This window comes from Cyanobacterium sp. (assembly GCF_054166785.1).
Window position 1 is genome coordinate 49,065 of record NZ_JBSZCP010000042.1, and the last position, 15,071, is coordinate 64,135.

12 protein-coding genes and 1 riboswitch are annotated in these 15,071 nt (G+C 40.4%); of the genes, 6 read left to right on the forward strand and 6 right to left on the reverse strand.

Annotated features, from left to right (window positions below; translation table 11 throughout):
• Positions 1 to 177: 177 nt before the first annotated feature.
• Entirely contained in the window at positions 178 to 1,827 is a 1,650-nt protein-coding gene (gene groL, locus ACXITR_RS08570) for a chaperonin GroEL (RefSeq protein ID WP_457996808.1), read from the forward strand.
• 50 nt (positions 1,828 to 1,877) lie between these two features.
• Here the strand turns inward: groL and ACXITR_RS08575 are convergent, their stop codons facing one another.
• From ACXITR_RS08575 to ACXITR_RS08590, 4 genes are all read right to left on the reverse strand, one after another.
• Positions 1,878 to 3,206, reverse strand: a complete 1,329-nt coding sequence (locus ACXITR_RS08575) for a recombinase family protein (RefSeq protein ID WP_457996809.1) — start codon at positions 3,204 to 3,206, stop codon at positions 1,878 to 1,880.
• A gap of 149 nt (positions 3,207 to 3,355) precedes the next feature.
• Positions 3,356 to 3,946 (reverse strand): nucleotide-binding protein, encoded by a 591-nt coding sequence (locus ACXITR_RS08580; RefSeq protein ID WP_457996810.1) that lies wholly within the window; start codon positions 3,944 to 3,946, stop codon positions 3,356 to 3,358.
• A gap of 178 nt (positions 3,947 to 4,124) precedes the next feature.
• Complete coding sequence (locus tag ACXITR_RS08585) at positions 4,125 to 5,438, reverse strand: ABC transporter substrate-binding protein (RefSeq protein ID WP_457996811.1); 1,314 nt, start codon at positions 5,436 to 5,438, stop codon at positions 4,125 to 4,127.
• A gap of 153 nt (positions 5,439 to 5,591) precedes the next feature.
• On the reverse strand, positions 5,592 to 7,439 hold the full coding sequence (locus ACXITR_RS08590; protein ID WP_457996812.1) for a DNA phosphorothioation-associated putative methyltransferase: 1,848 nt from the start codon (positions 7,437 to 7,439) through the stop codon (positions 5,592 to 5,594).
• Between the two features lie 90 nt (positions 7,440 to 7,529).
• On the opposite strand from ACXITR_RS08590, the gene ACXITR_RS08595 reads away from it, so the two are divergent.
• Entirely contained in the window at positions 7,530 to 8,432 is a 903-nt protein-coding gene (locus tag ACXITR_RS08595) for a phosphatidate cytidylyltransferase (protein WP_457996813.1), read from the forward strand.
• A gap of 41 nt (positions 8,433 to 8,473) precedes the next feature.
• Here ACXITR_RS08595 and ACXITR_RS08600 read toward each other — a convergent pair whose 3' ends face one another.
• Both ACXITR_RS08600 and ACXITR_RS08605 read right to left on the reverse strand, forming a co-directional pair.
• Positions 8,474 to 8,878, reverse strand: a complete 405-nt coding sequence (locus ACXITR_RS08600) for an ExbD/TolR family protein (RefSeq protein WP_457996814.1) — start codon at positions 8,876 to 8,878, stop codon at positions 8,474 to 8,476.
• Complete coding sequence (locus ACXITR_RS08605) at positions 8,865 to 9,530, reverse strand: MotA/TolQ/ExbB proton channel family protein (RefSeq protein ID WP_457996815.1); 666 nt, start codon at positions 9,528 to 9,530, stop codon at positions 8,865 to 8,867. The genes ACXITR_RS08600 and ACXITR_RS08605 overlap by 14 nt, the downstream gene beginning before the upstream one ends.
• Before the next feature lie 142 nt (positions 9,531 to 9,672).
• A riboswitch (cobalamin riboswitch) is annotated at positions 9,673 to 9,818 on the forward strand.
• A gap of 32 nt (positions 9,819 to 9,850) precedes the next feature.
• On the opposite strand from ACXITR_RS08605, the gene ACXITR_RS08610 reads away from it, so the two are divergent.
• From ACXITR_RS08610 to ACXITR_RS08625, 4 genes are all read left to right on the forward strand, one after another.
• Entirely contained in the window at positions 9,851 to 11,941 is a 2,091-nt protein-coding gene (locus tag ACXITR_RS08610; RefSeq protein ID WP_457996816.1) for a TonB-dependent receptor plug domain-containing protein, read from the forward strand.
• A 9-nt stretch (positions 11,942 to 11,950) separates the two neighbouring features.
• Positions 11,951 to 12,826: a (2Fe-2S) ferredoxin domain-containing protein gene (locus tag ACXITR_RS08615; RefSeq protein WP_457996817.1), complete on the forward strand. Its 876-nt coding sequence runs from the start codon at positions 11,951 to 11,953 to the stop codon at positions 12,824 to 12,826.
• Positions 12,827 to 12,869: 43 nt separating this feature from the next.
• Positions 12,870 to 13,466, forward strand: coding sequence for a hypothetical protein (locus ACXITR_RS08620; protein ID WP_457996818.1), 597 nt, complete (start codon positions 12,870 to 12,872; stop codon positions 13,464 to 13,466).
• Between the two features lie 164 nt (positions 13,467 to 13,630).
• Positions 13,631 to 15,071 (forward strand): TonB family protein (locus ACXITR_RS08625; RefSeq protein ID WP_457996819.1); only part of this gene is annotated, 1,441 nt, incomplete at its 3' end.

A 15,071-nucleotide genomic window follows, 5' to 3' on the forward strand; every position in this document is an offset into this window, starting at 1 on the left:
TGGCGTTGCTGATTTGAGATATGATTTCTCGTTTACTGGGGCATCTCGACTTTCCCCGATAACCATAGAAAATAACAAGATTTGAAAAAGGTGCAGATAACCGTATTAGCACTCAGACCAGAAGAGTGCTAAATTTATTTATGGAGAAAAAATATATCCCTATGAGAATTATTATTTATGTCTAAAATTGTATCTTTTAGAGAAGAGTCAAGAAGAGCCTTGGAAGAAGGCGTTAACGCTTTAGCTAATGCAGTTAAAGTAACTTTGGGCCCTAAAGGTAGAAATGTATTATTAGAAAGAAAGTTTGGAGCTCCTGAAATTGTTAAAGATGGTATCTCCGTTGCCAAAGAGGTTGAATTAGAAAACCCTTTACAAAATGCTGGAGCAAGATTAGTTAGAGAAGTTGCTTCCAAAACTAATGATGTGGCTGGAGATGGTACTACCACCGCTACGGTTATCGCTCAGGCTATGATCCATGAAGGATTAAAAAATGTTACCGCAGGGGCTAATCCCGTGGCTTTACGTCGTGGTATCGATAAGGCGATCGCCATTGCCGTTAAAGAAATTTCTGACATGGCACAACCTGTACAGGGTGATGTCATTGCCCAAGTGGCTTCCGTGTCTGCGGGTAATGACCAAGAAATTGGTGATATGATTGCCCATGCCATGGATAAGGTAACTAAGGATGGGGTTATCACCGTAGAAGAATCCAAGTCTTTAGCTACTGAATTAGAAGTAGTAGAAGGGATGCAACTAGACAGGGGTTATATGTCCCCCTACTTTATCACTGACCAAGAAAAGCAAATCGTTGAGCTTGAAAATGCTTTAGTCTTAGTTACTGATAAAAAAATAAATGCGATCGCCGATCTCGTCCCCGTATTAGAAGAAGTTGCTCGCGCAGGCGCTCCTCTATTAATCATCGCCGAAGACATCGAAGGGGAAGCCCTTGCCACCCTCGTAGTAAATAAAGCCAGAGGTGTGTTAAATGTAGCAGCTATCAAAGCTCCTAGTTTTGGCGATCGCCGTAAAGCCATGTTAGAAGATATTGCCATCCTCACAGGGGGTAGAGTAATTTCTGAAGACATCGGTTTAAGTTTAGATACCGTCAAACTAGACGAACTAGGCAAAGCCCGTAAAATTTCCATCGAAAAAGACAACACCACCATTGTTGCCGACTCCGGTAACACCGCTGACGTACAAAAAAGAGTTGCTCAAATCCGTAAACAACTCGAAGAAACTGACTCCGAGTATGACGCAGAAAAATTACAAGAGCGTATCGCCAAATTAGCGGGTGGTGTCGCTGTTATCAAAGTAGGTGCTGCCACCGAAACCGACCTTAAAGAGCGTAAATTACGCATCGAAGATGCTCTCAATGCTACTAAAGCGGCGGTAGAAGAAGGTATCGTACCTGGGGGCGGTTCAACCCTTATCCACATGGCAAGTAAAATCTCCGCCTTCAAAGATACTTTAACCGATGCAGAGGAAAAAGTAGGTGCAGAAATTGTCATCAAAGCCCTAGAAGCACCCTTACGCCAAATCGCCACCAATGCAGGGGTAGAAGGCTCTGTGGTAGTAGAAAAGGTAAGAGAATCCGCTTCTAATATTGGTTACAATGCCCTCACTGGGGTATATGAAGACCTCATCGCCGCTGGAATTGTTGACCCTGCCAAAGTAGTTCGCTCTTCTTTGCAAAATGCTGCCTCCATTGCTGGAATGGTATTAACCACCGAAGCATTAGTGGTTGAAAGACCTGCCCCTGAAGCCCCTGCTCCCGATATGGGCGGTATGGGTGGCATGGGTGGCATGGGAATGCCCGGCATGATGTAATCCAATACCAATTTAATTTAATTTTTGGGTGTACTACGGTACACCCTTTTTTATTGTTGAAAAATAAAGTCTAATTTAATCTGATATTCTTTAGAGTTTATGGGGTTAGGAATGATATAAATTTGCTTGATAAACTCTCGAAGGTAAAATCTTTTTTCTTGTTCTGAAAGGTCATACCAAAACTGTTTTAAGGATAAATTATCAATCATTTCTTTGAGATCATTGGGAGGTAAGCTATTAATTTGACTGTTTAATTCTGAGATCTCATTTTCTATTTTTAATCCCCTGATTTTGGCTGTTTGCTCATCTAAGATATTCTCTGCTACTAATGAGTTTAGGCTACTAATTATATTTTTCTTTTCTTTTATTACGCTTTTGATTTGTTCAATGATAGAGTTTATTTTAGGAGCATTTATTTTATTAACAATAACGGGTAAATCAGAGCAAATTATATTAATAGATTTTTCTAAAACTTGTTGATAATTCCAAGAAGGACAGGATTTTATTTGAGAGCAATTAACAGGGGTAATGTATAAATATTTTGCTTTTTTTCTTCTTTGACTGACGCTGGTAATTTTGCAAGAGGAATTACAGATTTTACACTTGACTAAACCTGAAAGACAATGGGGAGAACTGGCACTGCGGGAAGAAATACGACTATGGCTTTTTAATAAACGGTCAATTTGGGAGGCTTCTTCTCGAGAAATGATGGGGGTATGAGTATTGGAAATTATACAGTTATTTTTATAGGCTAAATCTCCTCGATAAACAGGATTTTTTAACCATTGTAGGGCGGTGGAATGGGAAATTTTTTTATTATATTTTTCTTCTAAATATCGAACACTATCTCTAAGGGAAGCGTATCGGAGGTAGTATTCAAAAAAATCTTTGACAATGGGGGCGCTACTGCGATTAATGATATATCCTTCTTTTCCTTTTTGATAACCGTAGGGGCTTCTACCTGGAGGGGGAAGGTTTTTTAGTCTATTTTTTCCGTGACCTTTTCTTAGTTTTCTTTGATAAATTATTTTTTCTATTTGCTGCCAAATATGATGCAATTGTTCTGCTTGATTAGGACTATCAATTGTTTTGAATTTACTAGAATTATAGGGTTGATCTATGGCAATTATTTCGATATTTAAGGATTCGATAAGGGCGATCGCCCTTAATATTTGAGCAAAACTATCTCCAAATTCATGCAAACTACGAATTAAAAGATAATTAGGACTATTATTTTGACAATCATTAAATAATTGATTTAGAACTTTTCGACTATCAATATCTTGATAATTTTTATCAATTTCTAGCCCCCATAAAAAAGATTCTGGAACATCATCGATAATTGAGTCAGTGTAGCTATAGGTAATAATAAAAGTCATACAAATAGTTGACAATTAGCCTTTAATATTAAACCATTGAGCAATGAGTAATTTATGACCAAATAATTTTTTAAAACAACTAAGAATCGGAAAAAAGATCTGAATAAACTTTAATTATCCATTCTCAATTATCCATTATCCATTATTCATCACTTCCCCAAAACCTCCTTACCCACAGCTTGATAATTTTTCCATGCTTGTTTAGCACGAAAATCACCGTAATCTTTTACCGTCAAACCATGTTGAGAAGCCTTTTCAAAAGCCACAAGTAAAGGAATTTCAGTCTTAAAACTAGGTAATTGATTATCTTCCAAAAACTTTCTCGCATTTCTACCATTAACCGTACGAGAATCAACCTTAGTTAACAAAATTTTATAATTAGTTCCTAAATCCTTCAATATATCCACCGCCTTCACCGTAGCATCTAAATCAAGATGATTGGGAGTTGTGGGCAAAATAATCAAGTCACTACCCTGGGCTAATTCCTTTAAATCATCAATTTCAGGACGAGCCTTCATATCCGTAATAATGTGCTTAAACTTTCCCACCAAAGGTGCTGAACCAGCCTGAGAAGCCACTGTGAAAGGTAATTTTTCATCCCTTGCCCATACTAGCGCCGAACGGTTACGATCTGCATCAATGAGTAAAGTGCGATCGTGTTCCTGTAAATAAGTTGCTAAATGGATAGCCGTTGTTGTTTTGCCTACCCCACCCTTCAAAGAAATAATAGCTATAAACATTTCAAAAATTAATTTTTAAATTCCCATAACGTTGTAATTATATTACCTTCGAGGTCTATCGACAAAACAATCAGAAATAGAAGCCTAATATATATTTACTTCCTGTTTGTGGCTTTTCCCTTTTCCCCAACAAGGGGTTTAAACCCCCTGCCTGATAATCAAAAAATAGATATTCTATCTAGTTAATAATGGGTTCAATTTTATCAACTACCTCAAGGCTACCATCAGAATTTACCTGCCAAACATCATAAACTCCAACCACATCACCATTTTCATCAATATCAACATTACCACTAGCACCCTGATAGTTAATAGTCTCTCCGTTGCGAATTAATTCCATAGCCTCACAGGGATCAGTAACCTCTATACCATCACCCCCAGCAACCTCTAAAAGGTTGTCTCTGATGACTTCACCACTATTACTTCCCCCAGCTTCTGCCGCCAACATTAACAACACCGTAGCATCCCAAGTATGGGGTACAAAGGCGGTTAATTCCGTACCAATATTTTCTTGCCAAAGAGCCCTCAAACTATCTAGGGCTTGACCATCAGCACCCGGTACAGTTCCCAAAGCCCCGGCAATAATAGAAGTACCATCTGCCCTTGTGCCAACTTGTTGGGTAAAGTCTTCAGAATAGACACCATCGGTTAAAAGAATGGTAACACCATCGGTTAAGCCCTGTTGAAAGGCGGATTGGAGTAATAAACTACCTGTTTCTGCGTATAAAATGGCAGCTACCGCATCGGGGTTATTGGCAAAGGCTGCCGCTGCTTCTGAGTCAAGGGTTGTGGCTCTAGGGTCATATCTTACTCCCCTATCTTTATTAAGCACATTTCCTCCTAAGTCGGTGAAAGAGTCGTTAAACTGTCTTTCAAATCCAACTCCATAATCATTATTAATGACCACCGTAGAAACATTACTAAATCCTCGCTGTCTGGCAAGGGCAGCCAAGGCTTGGGCTTGGTAAGTATCGGGGGGAGCGGTACGCGCCCAGAACCCCTCGAACTCTCCATTTTCTGCCCTTTCAGTAAATACGGGGCTAGTGCTTCCGGGGGAAATCATCATTACCCGATTTCTTACGGCTACATCGAGGGCGGCGGTGGAAACACTACTGGCAAAAGAACCCACTACGGCATGAACTCGATCTACTTCGGCTAGTTTTGTCATGGCGGCACTACCTGCGGCGGGATCGGTTTGATCGTCTTCATTGATGAGGGTTACAGGCTCACCATTTACCCCTCCACAAGCGTTAATGGTATCTACGGCTAGTCGGGCGGCGATGGGCATATTTTGACCGATGGAAGCTAAATCTCCTGTGGTGGGAAAAAGGGAACCTAGTCTTAAGCCACCTTCTTGGGATGTGGGGGGTTGAGAGGGGGTTTGTCCATTATCTACGGGGGTTTCGGTGGTGCCGAAAATTCCACAGCCAACGGTAAACCAATTTAGGGTGATGGCGAGGGTTAAAAATAGTTTTATTTTATTGTTTTTCATATTTGTTTTTATGGTGGTTAAGATTTAGTTAAAATTTTATCCCTAAATGTGATTTTATGAACATTTTCAAGGTAGGGGGCTTAAATCTCTTGTTAAATAATAGATGTATTTATTTTTACTGTTGTTAAATATTTGACAAAAAACCTAGCATTATTATGCTTTATTAATTAGTTTTTCTTTGTCTTTGATTCTGGGTGCTTGGTTGGGGGGAAATTTTTGATAACGAACTCTCAAGTCGCTGAGGTTGATGGTCATGGTTGCTTGTACTAATGGTTCTTTTTCGGTGTCAAAATCGGGAACATTTAAGTAACCAATTTGGGGTAAGTTAAAATAAAATCTAATAAGAGTTGCTCCTTCCATTCTGCCGATGGTACGACTGGCACAACCTTCAAAGAGTCTTAGGAGGGTAGGCAAGGTGTTAAGTTCGTTGATATGTACTAGGAAACTTTTTTCAAATACTTTTCCAACGGGACAATTTTGTTGACAAATTTGTTTGATGATGTCTAAGTTTCTTAGGCTAATTAGCATTTCATCGGCTAAAAAACAGGCGGCTTGATAGTTACCAAATAGGGCTTTTATATCTTCTTTTAGGGGGGCGGATAGTTGTCTGATGGTTGGTCTTTTTTCAAATCTACTTAGGGCTAAGTATAGTAAGATGTCTTGTCTGCGTTGATCGGCGATCGCCTCCCATTCGTCTTCCTTGGTTACCTGTAAAATCACTCTAAAAGCCCGTTTAAATGAGCTAAATTCAGCCTTTATAGCTTCTTCTTGAACAATTTCCCCTTTTACGGGTAATCTACCCCTTTGAGCGTAAAATTCCATGAGGGGTTGTAATAATTCTTGGTAATCAGCAAATTTTTTCAGGGGTGATAAAACCCGGGGCGATCGCACCTTAGAATGAAAACGAGACGCTCGAAAACTATTACCTTTAGTAGAATCTCGAAAAACAAAATAAACCCCCAAACCAGCGGGAATTGCTTCCGTTTTTAATATTTGTTCAATATAAATCTTTAATTCTTCTTGCTCATAATATTTCTGAAAAGTATTACGTTCGGTGATAATACCATCAGCATAAGCCATAAAACCCCGCTGACGATCATCCACTAAAACTTGAGCCGAAACAATCAAAACTTCCTTTGTTAACTCCCAAGCCTTCACTAAAGATTGTCGTCTTTCTTGCAAATTTTCAATGACATTGATAATATAACCAAGGTTAACCACATCCGCTGATTTTAACTCATTATGTGGTTGATAATAAGGATCCCACCCCGCACTCTCAAAACCTTCCTTTGTCATCACCTCTACATCTTTTCCGTGACCACAACCATAATCAAAAAAAGTATATTCAGGTAAAAATAAACCAGCTTCAAGGGCTAGCCTCACAGGGCGAGAAAGTCTATTTCTCACCATTGCCGCTCGATGACGGTCAACTTTATATAAATCTTCTTCTGTTTTATTTAAAAAACAAACTAATTGATGATCAATAAATGACAGATTATGATCTCTTAAAAGATTTTGCCATTCTTTTTTAGTACCGATGTATTTTGAATTGTCTAATAATCCTAATTTTTCTTCTACCGTAGTTAAATCTGCAAATTTTTTATAGTGGGGATAGTTTTTAGTAATAAAAGTTTCTTTTCGATGTAAAATAGCGGGATTTTCTGAAGAAGAATAACTATATATTTTGCTATTTTTTTCTTGAAGATTAACTAAAATACTTTTCTCGATAGCAGGGTGAGGATTTATATCAAAATCAGGATAAAAAAGATAAGAAATTTTTGGTTCTTGAAGATTAAATTTAACTAAAGTAAAATCATCTATATTCTTAATTATTTCCCTCGCCTTTTTTTCGTATGCTTGTAATGTAATATCGAGGGATTGTAGAGCCGAAATATGAACATAAAGATGATTCGGTAAGTGTTTACCGATCGCACTTTGACGGGCTAATTGAGTTATTTTGACAAAATCATTAACCCAATCTAAAGATAGATTAATTGTCATAATACTTTAAGATGTGACCTGTTATATTTTTTTTAGGCTAGAATAAAAGATTGATTCTAAAATATTAATTTTTATAAACAGTCTTTAAAAATGCCCTACGCTAGAACTATCAGTACAATAATTGGGATTCCCCTTGCTCTTATCATGATTATTGTCGGTGGATGGTACTTCACCATAGCCTTTGGTGTACTGGTATTTTTAGCACAATTAGAATACTTTAAGCTAGTAAAAGCAAAAGGTATCGAACCCGCCGTAAAAACAACTCTGATAGTTTCTCAACTACTCATCATCACCGCCACCGTTGTTCCTAGTTTAACAGATGCCGTCTTCGCCTTAGCAGGGGGACTAATTTGTTTTTATCTCCTCTTTCAACCAAAACTTGCCACCATTGCCGACATCTCCACCTCAATTTTAGGACTCTTTTATGCGGGGTACCTTCCTAGTTACTGGATTCGTCTGCGGGTTAGCCTAGGGGAAAACTCTAGTTATATTCACACCATCCCCAACATACATAACCTTCCCCTCGATGGTTACTTTCCCCTCAATCCCATGGACTTTGACAGCTTTCCCGATGCCCTTAAAATTACCTTCATCGCCATGGCTTGTATCTGGGCTGCGGACATTGGAGCCTACCTTATCGGGAAAAACTTCGGGAAAACCAAACTATCCCCCATCAGTCCTAAAAAAACCGTGGAAGGAAGTCTTTTCGGAGTCACGGGGAGTATTTTAGTGGGCATCTCCGGGGCATGGTTTTTACATTGGGCGCATTGGATTCTCACAGGGATTATTTTAGGACTTCTTATCGGTGTTGTCAGTCTTTTGGGTGACTTAATGGAATCCATGATGAAAAGAGATGCAGGGGTAAAAGACTCAGGGGAACTAATTCCGGGTCATGGTGGTATCCTAGATCGTACGGATAGCTATATATTCACCGCCCCCGTTGTCTATTACTTCATTACCCTATTTTTACCCTTCTTTAGCAAGTGGGGCTGAAACCAAGGACAATTAAGGATTATTTAATGATCTTGCCCTATTTATTGAGGGGATTTAGTGGCGATCGCCAAGGTCGCCCCTTGTACCTGTCTAAGTTGATCCATTACCGATACCACGATACCATGGGATACTTTCTCATCAGCGTTGATAATGACCATGGCTTGTTGATTTTCAGGAATTAAACCCCGCACTTCCGTGGCAATGGTTGGTATATCAATGGGTTGTCCATCCAGAAAAGCTCTACCGTCTTCTTGGATAGTGATATTGATTTCCTCCTGTTGATTCGCCTGGGATGTTTGGGCGGAGGGTAGATTTACGGGTAATCCTTGGGAACGAATGAGAGATAAACTGGAGATGATAAAAAACGCCAAAATAGAAAAAATAGCGTCAATCATCGGCACAATATTAATTTCTCCTTGTACCTCATTTTCTTCAGGTATTCGCATAGGGTTTTTCTCCTTTTTCGTATATTCCTTTTTTTTCGTATAAACGACGGTATAAAAGCTCTAATTGTCCGCCATATTCTTGGATTAAGGCAATTTGGCGTAGATAAAGAGAACGGAAAATATTGGCAAAAATTAACGTGGAAATTGCCACCACCAATCCCATTACCGTGGAAACCAAGGCTTCACTAATCCCTCCTGTCACCCCGGCGGTATCAGTACCCCCCGCATTGCCCAAGTCAAGGGATGCAAAGGATTCGATTAAACCCAAGATAGTACCCAATAATCCTAATAGGGGGGCAACGGTAATAACTGTTTGAAAAAAAGTATTAAATCTTTTTAATAAGGGTAATTCTGCCTGAGTTGCGGTTTCGAGGGCAAGGCGAAACTCCGTGGAATCTGCTCCTTCCAATTCTAAGGCTTCTAAAAAGATTCTTGCCATGGGCAGATCAATATTTTTACGCAAACGGGCGATCGCAGTTACACAATCAGAGCGATAAATTTTCAACACATCCCGAATCAAAGGCTTTTCCCTTGACTTAATCCTAGTCCAAAACCAAAACCGCTCCACCATCAGAGCCACCGTAATCAAGGAAAAAATCAACAGAGGTATGGTTACTACCCCCCCTATATTTAAAACATTGTCAGGAAACATTTAATTAACGCTCTAATTGATAATAGTTACTAATAAACTCCAAAAATATAATATAACAAAATAATCAACTTATATCCAAGATTTAGCAATAAACATTCAAGGAGCTAATTTGACAAAAATTCCCCAGTGGGATAAGTTATTAGGTTGATATGTAAGTTTTGGTTCTAATGGGGATCAGCCATTAGAGGAAACGGGGAAAGACTGGTGAAAATCCAGCGCTGTCCCGCAACTGTAATAAGACAAGTTTAGTCTTTTAGTCAGGATGCCCGCCAAAGTTCGTTCACATCTAAGAAAATAAAAATATCATCTGCGAGGTATGGATGAAGAATAAATATTGGTGGCTTTTGCGTGGCAAAGGTCTTGGTTGGGCATTGCCTTTGTTAGTGGTAAATGCTTTGTTTGGCTATGCTATGCCCGTGTCGGCTCAACTAGAAGAAGAGCCAGAAATAGAAAATAATTTAACTCAGTCGGAAGAAGAAGAGCAAGAGGTAGAAAACACCCTAACTCCCGAAGAAGAGCAGGAAATTTTTATCTTTATTACCGATAAAATTCTTAATCAACCCGTATTTGCTCCTTTCAGAAGGGAAGCCACCGTTAGGGATTCTAGTCGCCCCGTATATGTCATTGATAGACAACAGATAGAAGCCCAAGGGGCAAGAACCGTCCAAGAAGCTCTCAGACACTTACCCGGTATCCTCAGCGATGGCACCACAGGGGGGCAACTAGGGGCCCAGAGTACCCAAATTATTAGGGGTGCTAGTACCTCCCAAGTCTTGATTTTATTGGATGGGCGACCTATTAATGATATTGGTCGTTTTGGGGGTTTTGATTTATCCAGCTTCACCACCGACAACATTGAACGGATTGAAGTGCTACCGGGGGGAAGCTCTACCCTTTACGGTTCCGATGCCCTTGGGGGGGTGATAAATATTGTTAGTCGTCAGGGTACAGGAGAAACCCCTGAAGTTAGTGTGCGAGCAAGTGTGGGTAGTTTTGGCTCTAATGAACAAGCTATCCATAGCCGTGGAGAAACCGATGGTATTAGTTGGGCGGTAGGATATACCAGAATCCAATCTGATAATAACTTTCCTTTTCGTATCGATCGCATCGGGGTTGAATCTCAAAGAGAAAACGCCGATGTACTTTATAATAACTTCAATTTACAACTAGCAGGGAATCTGGGCGATCGCAATAAACTCACCTTCAACGCCCTTTATCTCAACAAAGATTTGGGAGTACCGGGAGGCATCCCCATCCCCGGCACATCAGGAGCATTTAACAGTCTTAGCCCCCTTGCTCGGCAAAATACCAACGAATTTTTGATGAATTTGACCCTAGAGTCAAAACTAGGAAAAGGAGATGATTCCCTACTCACCACCAGAATTTTTGGAGATTTCCTCGACTACGAATTTGAAAACCCAGGGGGTTTCTCTCCGGGGAAAGATGAGATTAACAGCCGAGCATTAGGGTTACAAGTTCAGCACAACTGGCAACTAACCCCCAATCAAAACATTACCTATGGTTACGATTTTCGTAATACTCGAGCAGATAATAACACCATTGGAGGAGGTCTTACTACCCTCAACTATGATGGCAGTATTAGCCAACAAGCCCTGTTTGCCAGTTATAACGTTGATTTTACCCCCGAATTTAACCTCAATCTAGGACTAAGACAGGACTTTAACAGCCTTGTTAATGGCTCTTTTACCTCCCCTAGCATCGGGGCAAGATACCACGTCACCCCCACCACCACCGTCAGGGCAAACTATGGTAGAAGTTTTCGAGCACCTCAAATTCTTAACCTAGAAGGTTTAGGCTCATTTCAGATTGTTGGGAATCCTGAACTAAAACCAGAAAGGGGTAATAGTTTTGATATTGGCATCGATCAACAATTGGGAAATAGGGGGTTATTACGATTAACTTTCTTTAGTAACCGTATCGATAACCTGATTAACTTCGAGTTTGGCAACCCTAGCACCTACACCAACATCGGCGAAATAAAAACCACAGGGCTAGAAGCGGACTTAAATGTTCAGATAGCGCCCAACTTTTTTGGCTTTGCTAACTATACCTTCAATGATGCTCGTATTGTCAGGGACAACAACAGTGCGATCGAAGGAAATGAGCTAGGATTTAGGGGAGCAAATAGTTTTAACCTTGGTATCGCCTACGAAAAAGACATTTATCTAGCCCTTATCCTCAAGAGTTTAGGTAGTTATTTTACGAATAACTCTAACACCGACTCCTTACCCGGATATACCACCGTAGATTTTAAAACCCGCATTCCTCTCTCTGCTAATGTTAACTTAACAGGGGGGATAGATAACATATTTGATCAACAATATGAACAATTCCCCGGTTTTCCTGCCCTCGGTAGAAATTTCCGAGTCGGGGTAAATGCAACATTTTAGGAGACAGTTATGGGCGAATTTAATCCTTGGGTTAAACCTCTAAATAAATCAACCACAGAAAATCTAGTGACAGGGGGAATGATGGAATATGAAGACATTCCCTGTGATGTGGATACCCTTGGTTGTTTACTATATACCTTGTTCCAAGAACATTGGCAAGATACCCAAGTAGGTCATGTGGTAGAAGGTAGCGTCTTAGAATTAGAACTAACCAAACCCCCTAAGGTATGTGTTATCTATGACGGTTATCTAACGGTAGTGACTGATGCTTGGCATTTACACCTTTGTTTAGAGGAGCATGGAGGAGGCCCGGATGAAAAAACGCCCTTGTCATTACGACAGCAGAGGGTGGTTAGTCGAGCTTCTTTTTATCGCCGTTTCAATGAAAAAAATCAGCCCCGTAGTTGGGGTATTCAGTTTTGGAATGGGGCAGGGGAAAGGATGATGAATATTTTTCTGCCTAATCCTTTTGTGGATGAAGACGAGAATTTATTGCCTGAGCATAAGCCTAATTTAACAAAACTCAGTCTTTATGATGAGTTACGGGAGATTTATGTTTTGGGTAAAAAACCCATTCCCTACGATTGTAATCCTCTCAAAAAGCCCTATTTATCTGTGTGTCGCTCGGGGCGTTGTAATCCTTTTTACGATTGGCAACCGATTTTTGATGCTTTGCAAGGGGAAGTGGAAAAAGCAGGGCTTGATATTAAGGTAAAAACTTCGGGCTGTTTGGAGGTGTGCAAAATGGGGCCGGTGGTCTTTTATTCTGGGGACAAAACTTGGTACACAAGGGTTTCCCCAGAGGTGGCAAAAGATATTGTTCACAAGCATATTGTCGGAGGTGAAAAAATTACTGATCATCTTTATCCCCCTATTCCTTCTTAGGGATTTGGTTACCGTTACAAATTTTATTTAATGAGGTATTTCCATGACTATTTCAGTTTCTCGTTTTCCTAATGATTCGGACAAGATTAATTGGGCAAGTTGTCAAATGACGGTGAATAATAGCCGTACTTGGTTTTTTGCTCTCCTTGCTTTAGGTAGTTTTAGTAATGTGGTTTTTACCTGTGCTTTACCTTTGGTGGGCTTCGGTGCGATCGCATCTACTAACCTCTCAAAATCCAAAGCCATTACCACCATCCTATTAATGTGGTTCGTAAATCAATTCATTGGTTTTACCATGAGAGATTATCCCCTCGATTTTAGTACCTTCGCTTGGGGTGTTGTCATCTTGTTGGGCGGACTACTTGCCACTGCCTTCGGTTTGTTTCAATTTGACAGACAAAGCAAAAACTTCCGTCAATATATCTCTGCTATCGGTTTAACCTTGGTCATCGGTTTCATCGCCTATCAAGCCATGATTTGGCTAGGGGGAGTTGTGTTAGGAGATTTACACGGTTTTAATGTATCCGTACTTTGGCAGGTATTTTACGTTAATGCTTTATGGACTGTCGGATTAGTGGCATTACATAACCTTTTAATCGTTCAAAAACTTAAATTTAGCTCCAAAGCAAAAATTAAATAATTAGACGGGCAGGGGGTTAAAACCCCTTGTCATGGGAAGGACTAGAGAAAGTTGAATTTTATTTTTTTCATAATAGTTGCAAAAGATTATTAATTAATTTAAGATCATAACCGTGGCGAAAAACTCTTTTAACTGCAATTAATTTGCAAAAAAAATCAATTACCATGACCTACTCTTCTGTGTGCCTAGAGCAAAGACAAAAAGAAGCAGAAAAAACTAAAAAAATAGTTACCTTTGGCATAGTTAGCTCCATCGCTTTTCATGGAGTGTTGTTGATCATAGTTGCGAATCAACCCAATCCCATTACCAAAGAAGAACAAAAACCCATCGAATTAATCTTAGTTCAAGAAGAACCGAACACTCAACCAGAACAGCAACAATCAGAACCAGAGCAGTTTAATCCCACTCCTCCAACCCAGAATACTTCAACAAATAGTAATCCTACTCCCCCTCAGACTGTTTCACCACAAACTCCTCCCACCCAAAATACCCAGAGAAATAATAATCCTACTCCTCCCCCAGCACCACAGCCAGAAACTACTCCTGTTCAACCAACCCCCATAGTCGCTTCACCTACTACCCCTGTGGATGCTCAACCCCAAGAAAGTACCCCAGAAGTGGTGGAAACTCCTACTACTTTGGCAAATAATCCTACCCCTGTTTTGACGGAGTCGAACCCCACTAGACCTCGATTTAATGCTCCTACCCGTCAGAGCAGTTCTGAAAATAGTAATTTTGTACCATCCAGACCCACCCAAGAAATAGTTAGTAATAATAGTCTTGCCAGAAACACTTCCCCAACGGCAGTACAACCTTTAGAAAACAGTAGTAGCCAGAATAATAGTAGTTTGCGTAACTCTCTAAGATCGCCCTCAAGACAAATAAACAATAATAATAGCGTACCCACCAGATCTATTAGTAGTAATCAAGAAATATCTAGCGGTAGAATTAGCCGTGACAATACCACCACCCCCAACGCCGTCACCAATAACAGTGATGGGGGAGATAACCTCAATAGCCTGAGAAATAGCCTAAGTCGCAATAATCAAAACAGTAACAACAGCGGAGCAAACGCCCCCACCGCCACCCGTCCCCGAGACATTACCTCTCCAAGCCAAAATAGACCACAACCACCCCAAGCCCCCCCGAGTGCTACCCCAGAAAGCGTCCGATGTATTAGCAATTGTCAACCCCCCTATCCTTCAGCATTGCAAGGAGTAGAAGGGCAAACCACCGTTCGAGTTAATCTTGATGGTAGTGGGAACGTAAAGGGGGCAAGTATCGTCAGTGGACACAGTAATTCAGAACTGAATAGACAAGCCCTATTGGCCGCCCAAAAGATGAGGTTTTCTGCCCCCAGTAGTGATAATGCTTTTTTACAGGTAACTATTAACTTTACCGTGGCAGGTTCAGAGTTTGATCGTCTTGCTCGTCAGAAAAAAGAGGAACAGGAAAGACAGGCTCAGGCGGAGAGGGAAAGGCAACAACGGGAAGCCCAAGCTCAAGCGGAGAGGGAACGTCAACAACGGGAAGCCCAAGCTCAGGCGGAAAGGGAAAGGCAACAACGGGAAGCCGAGGCTCAAGCGGAAAGGGAAAGGCAACAAC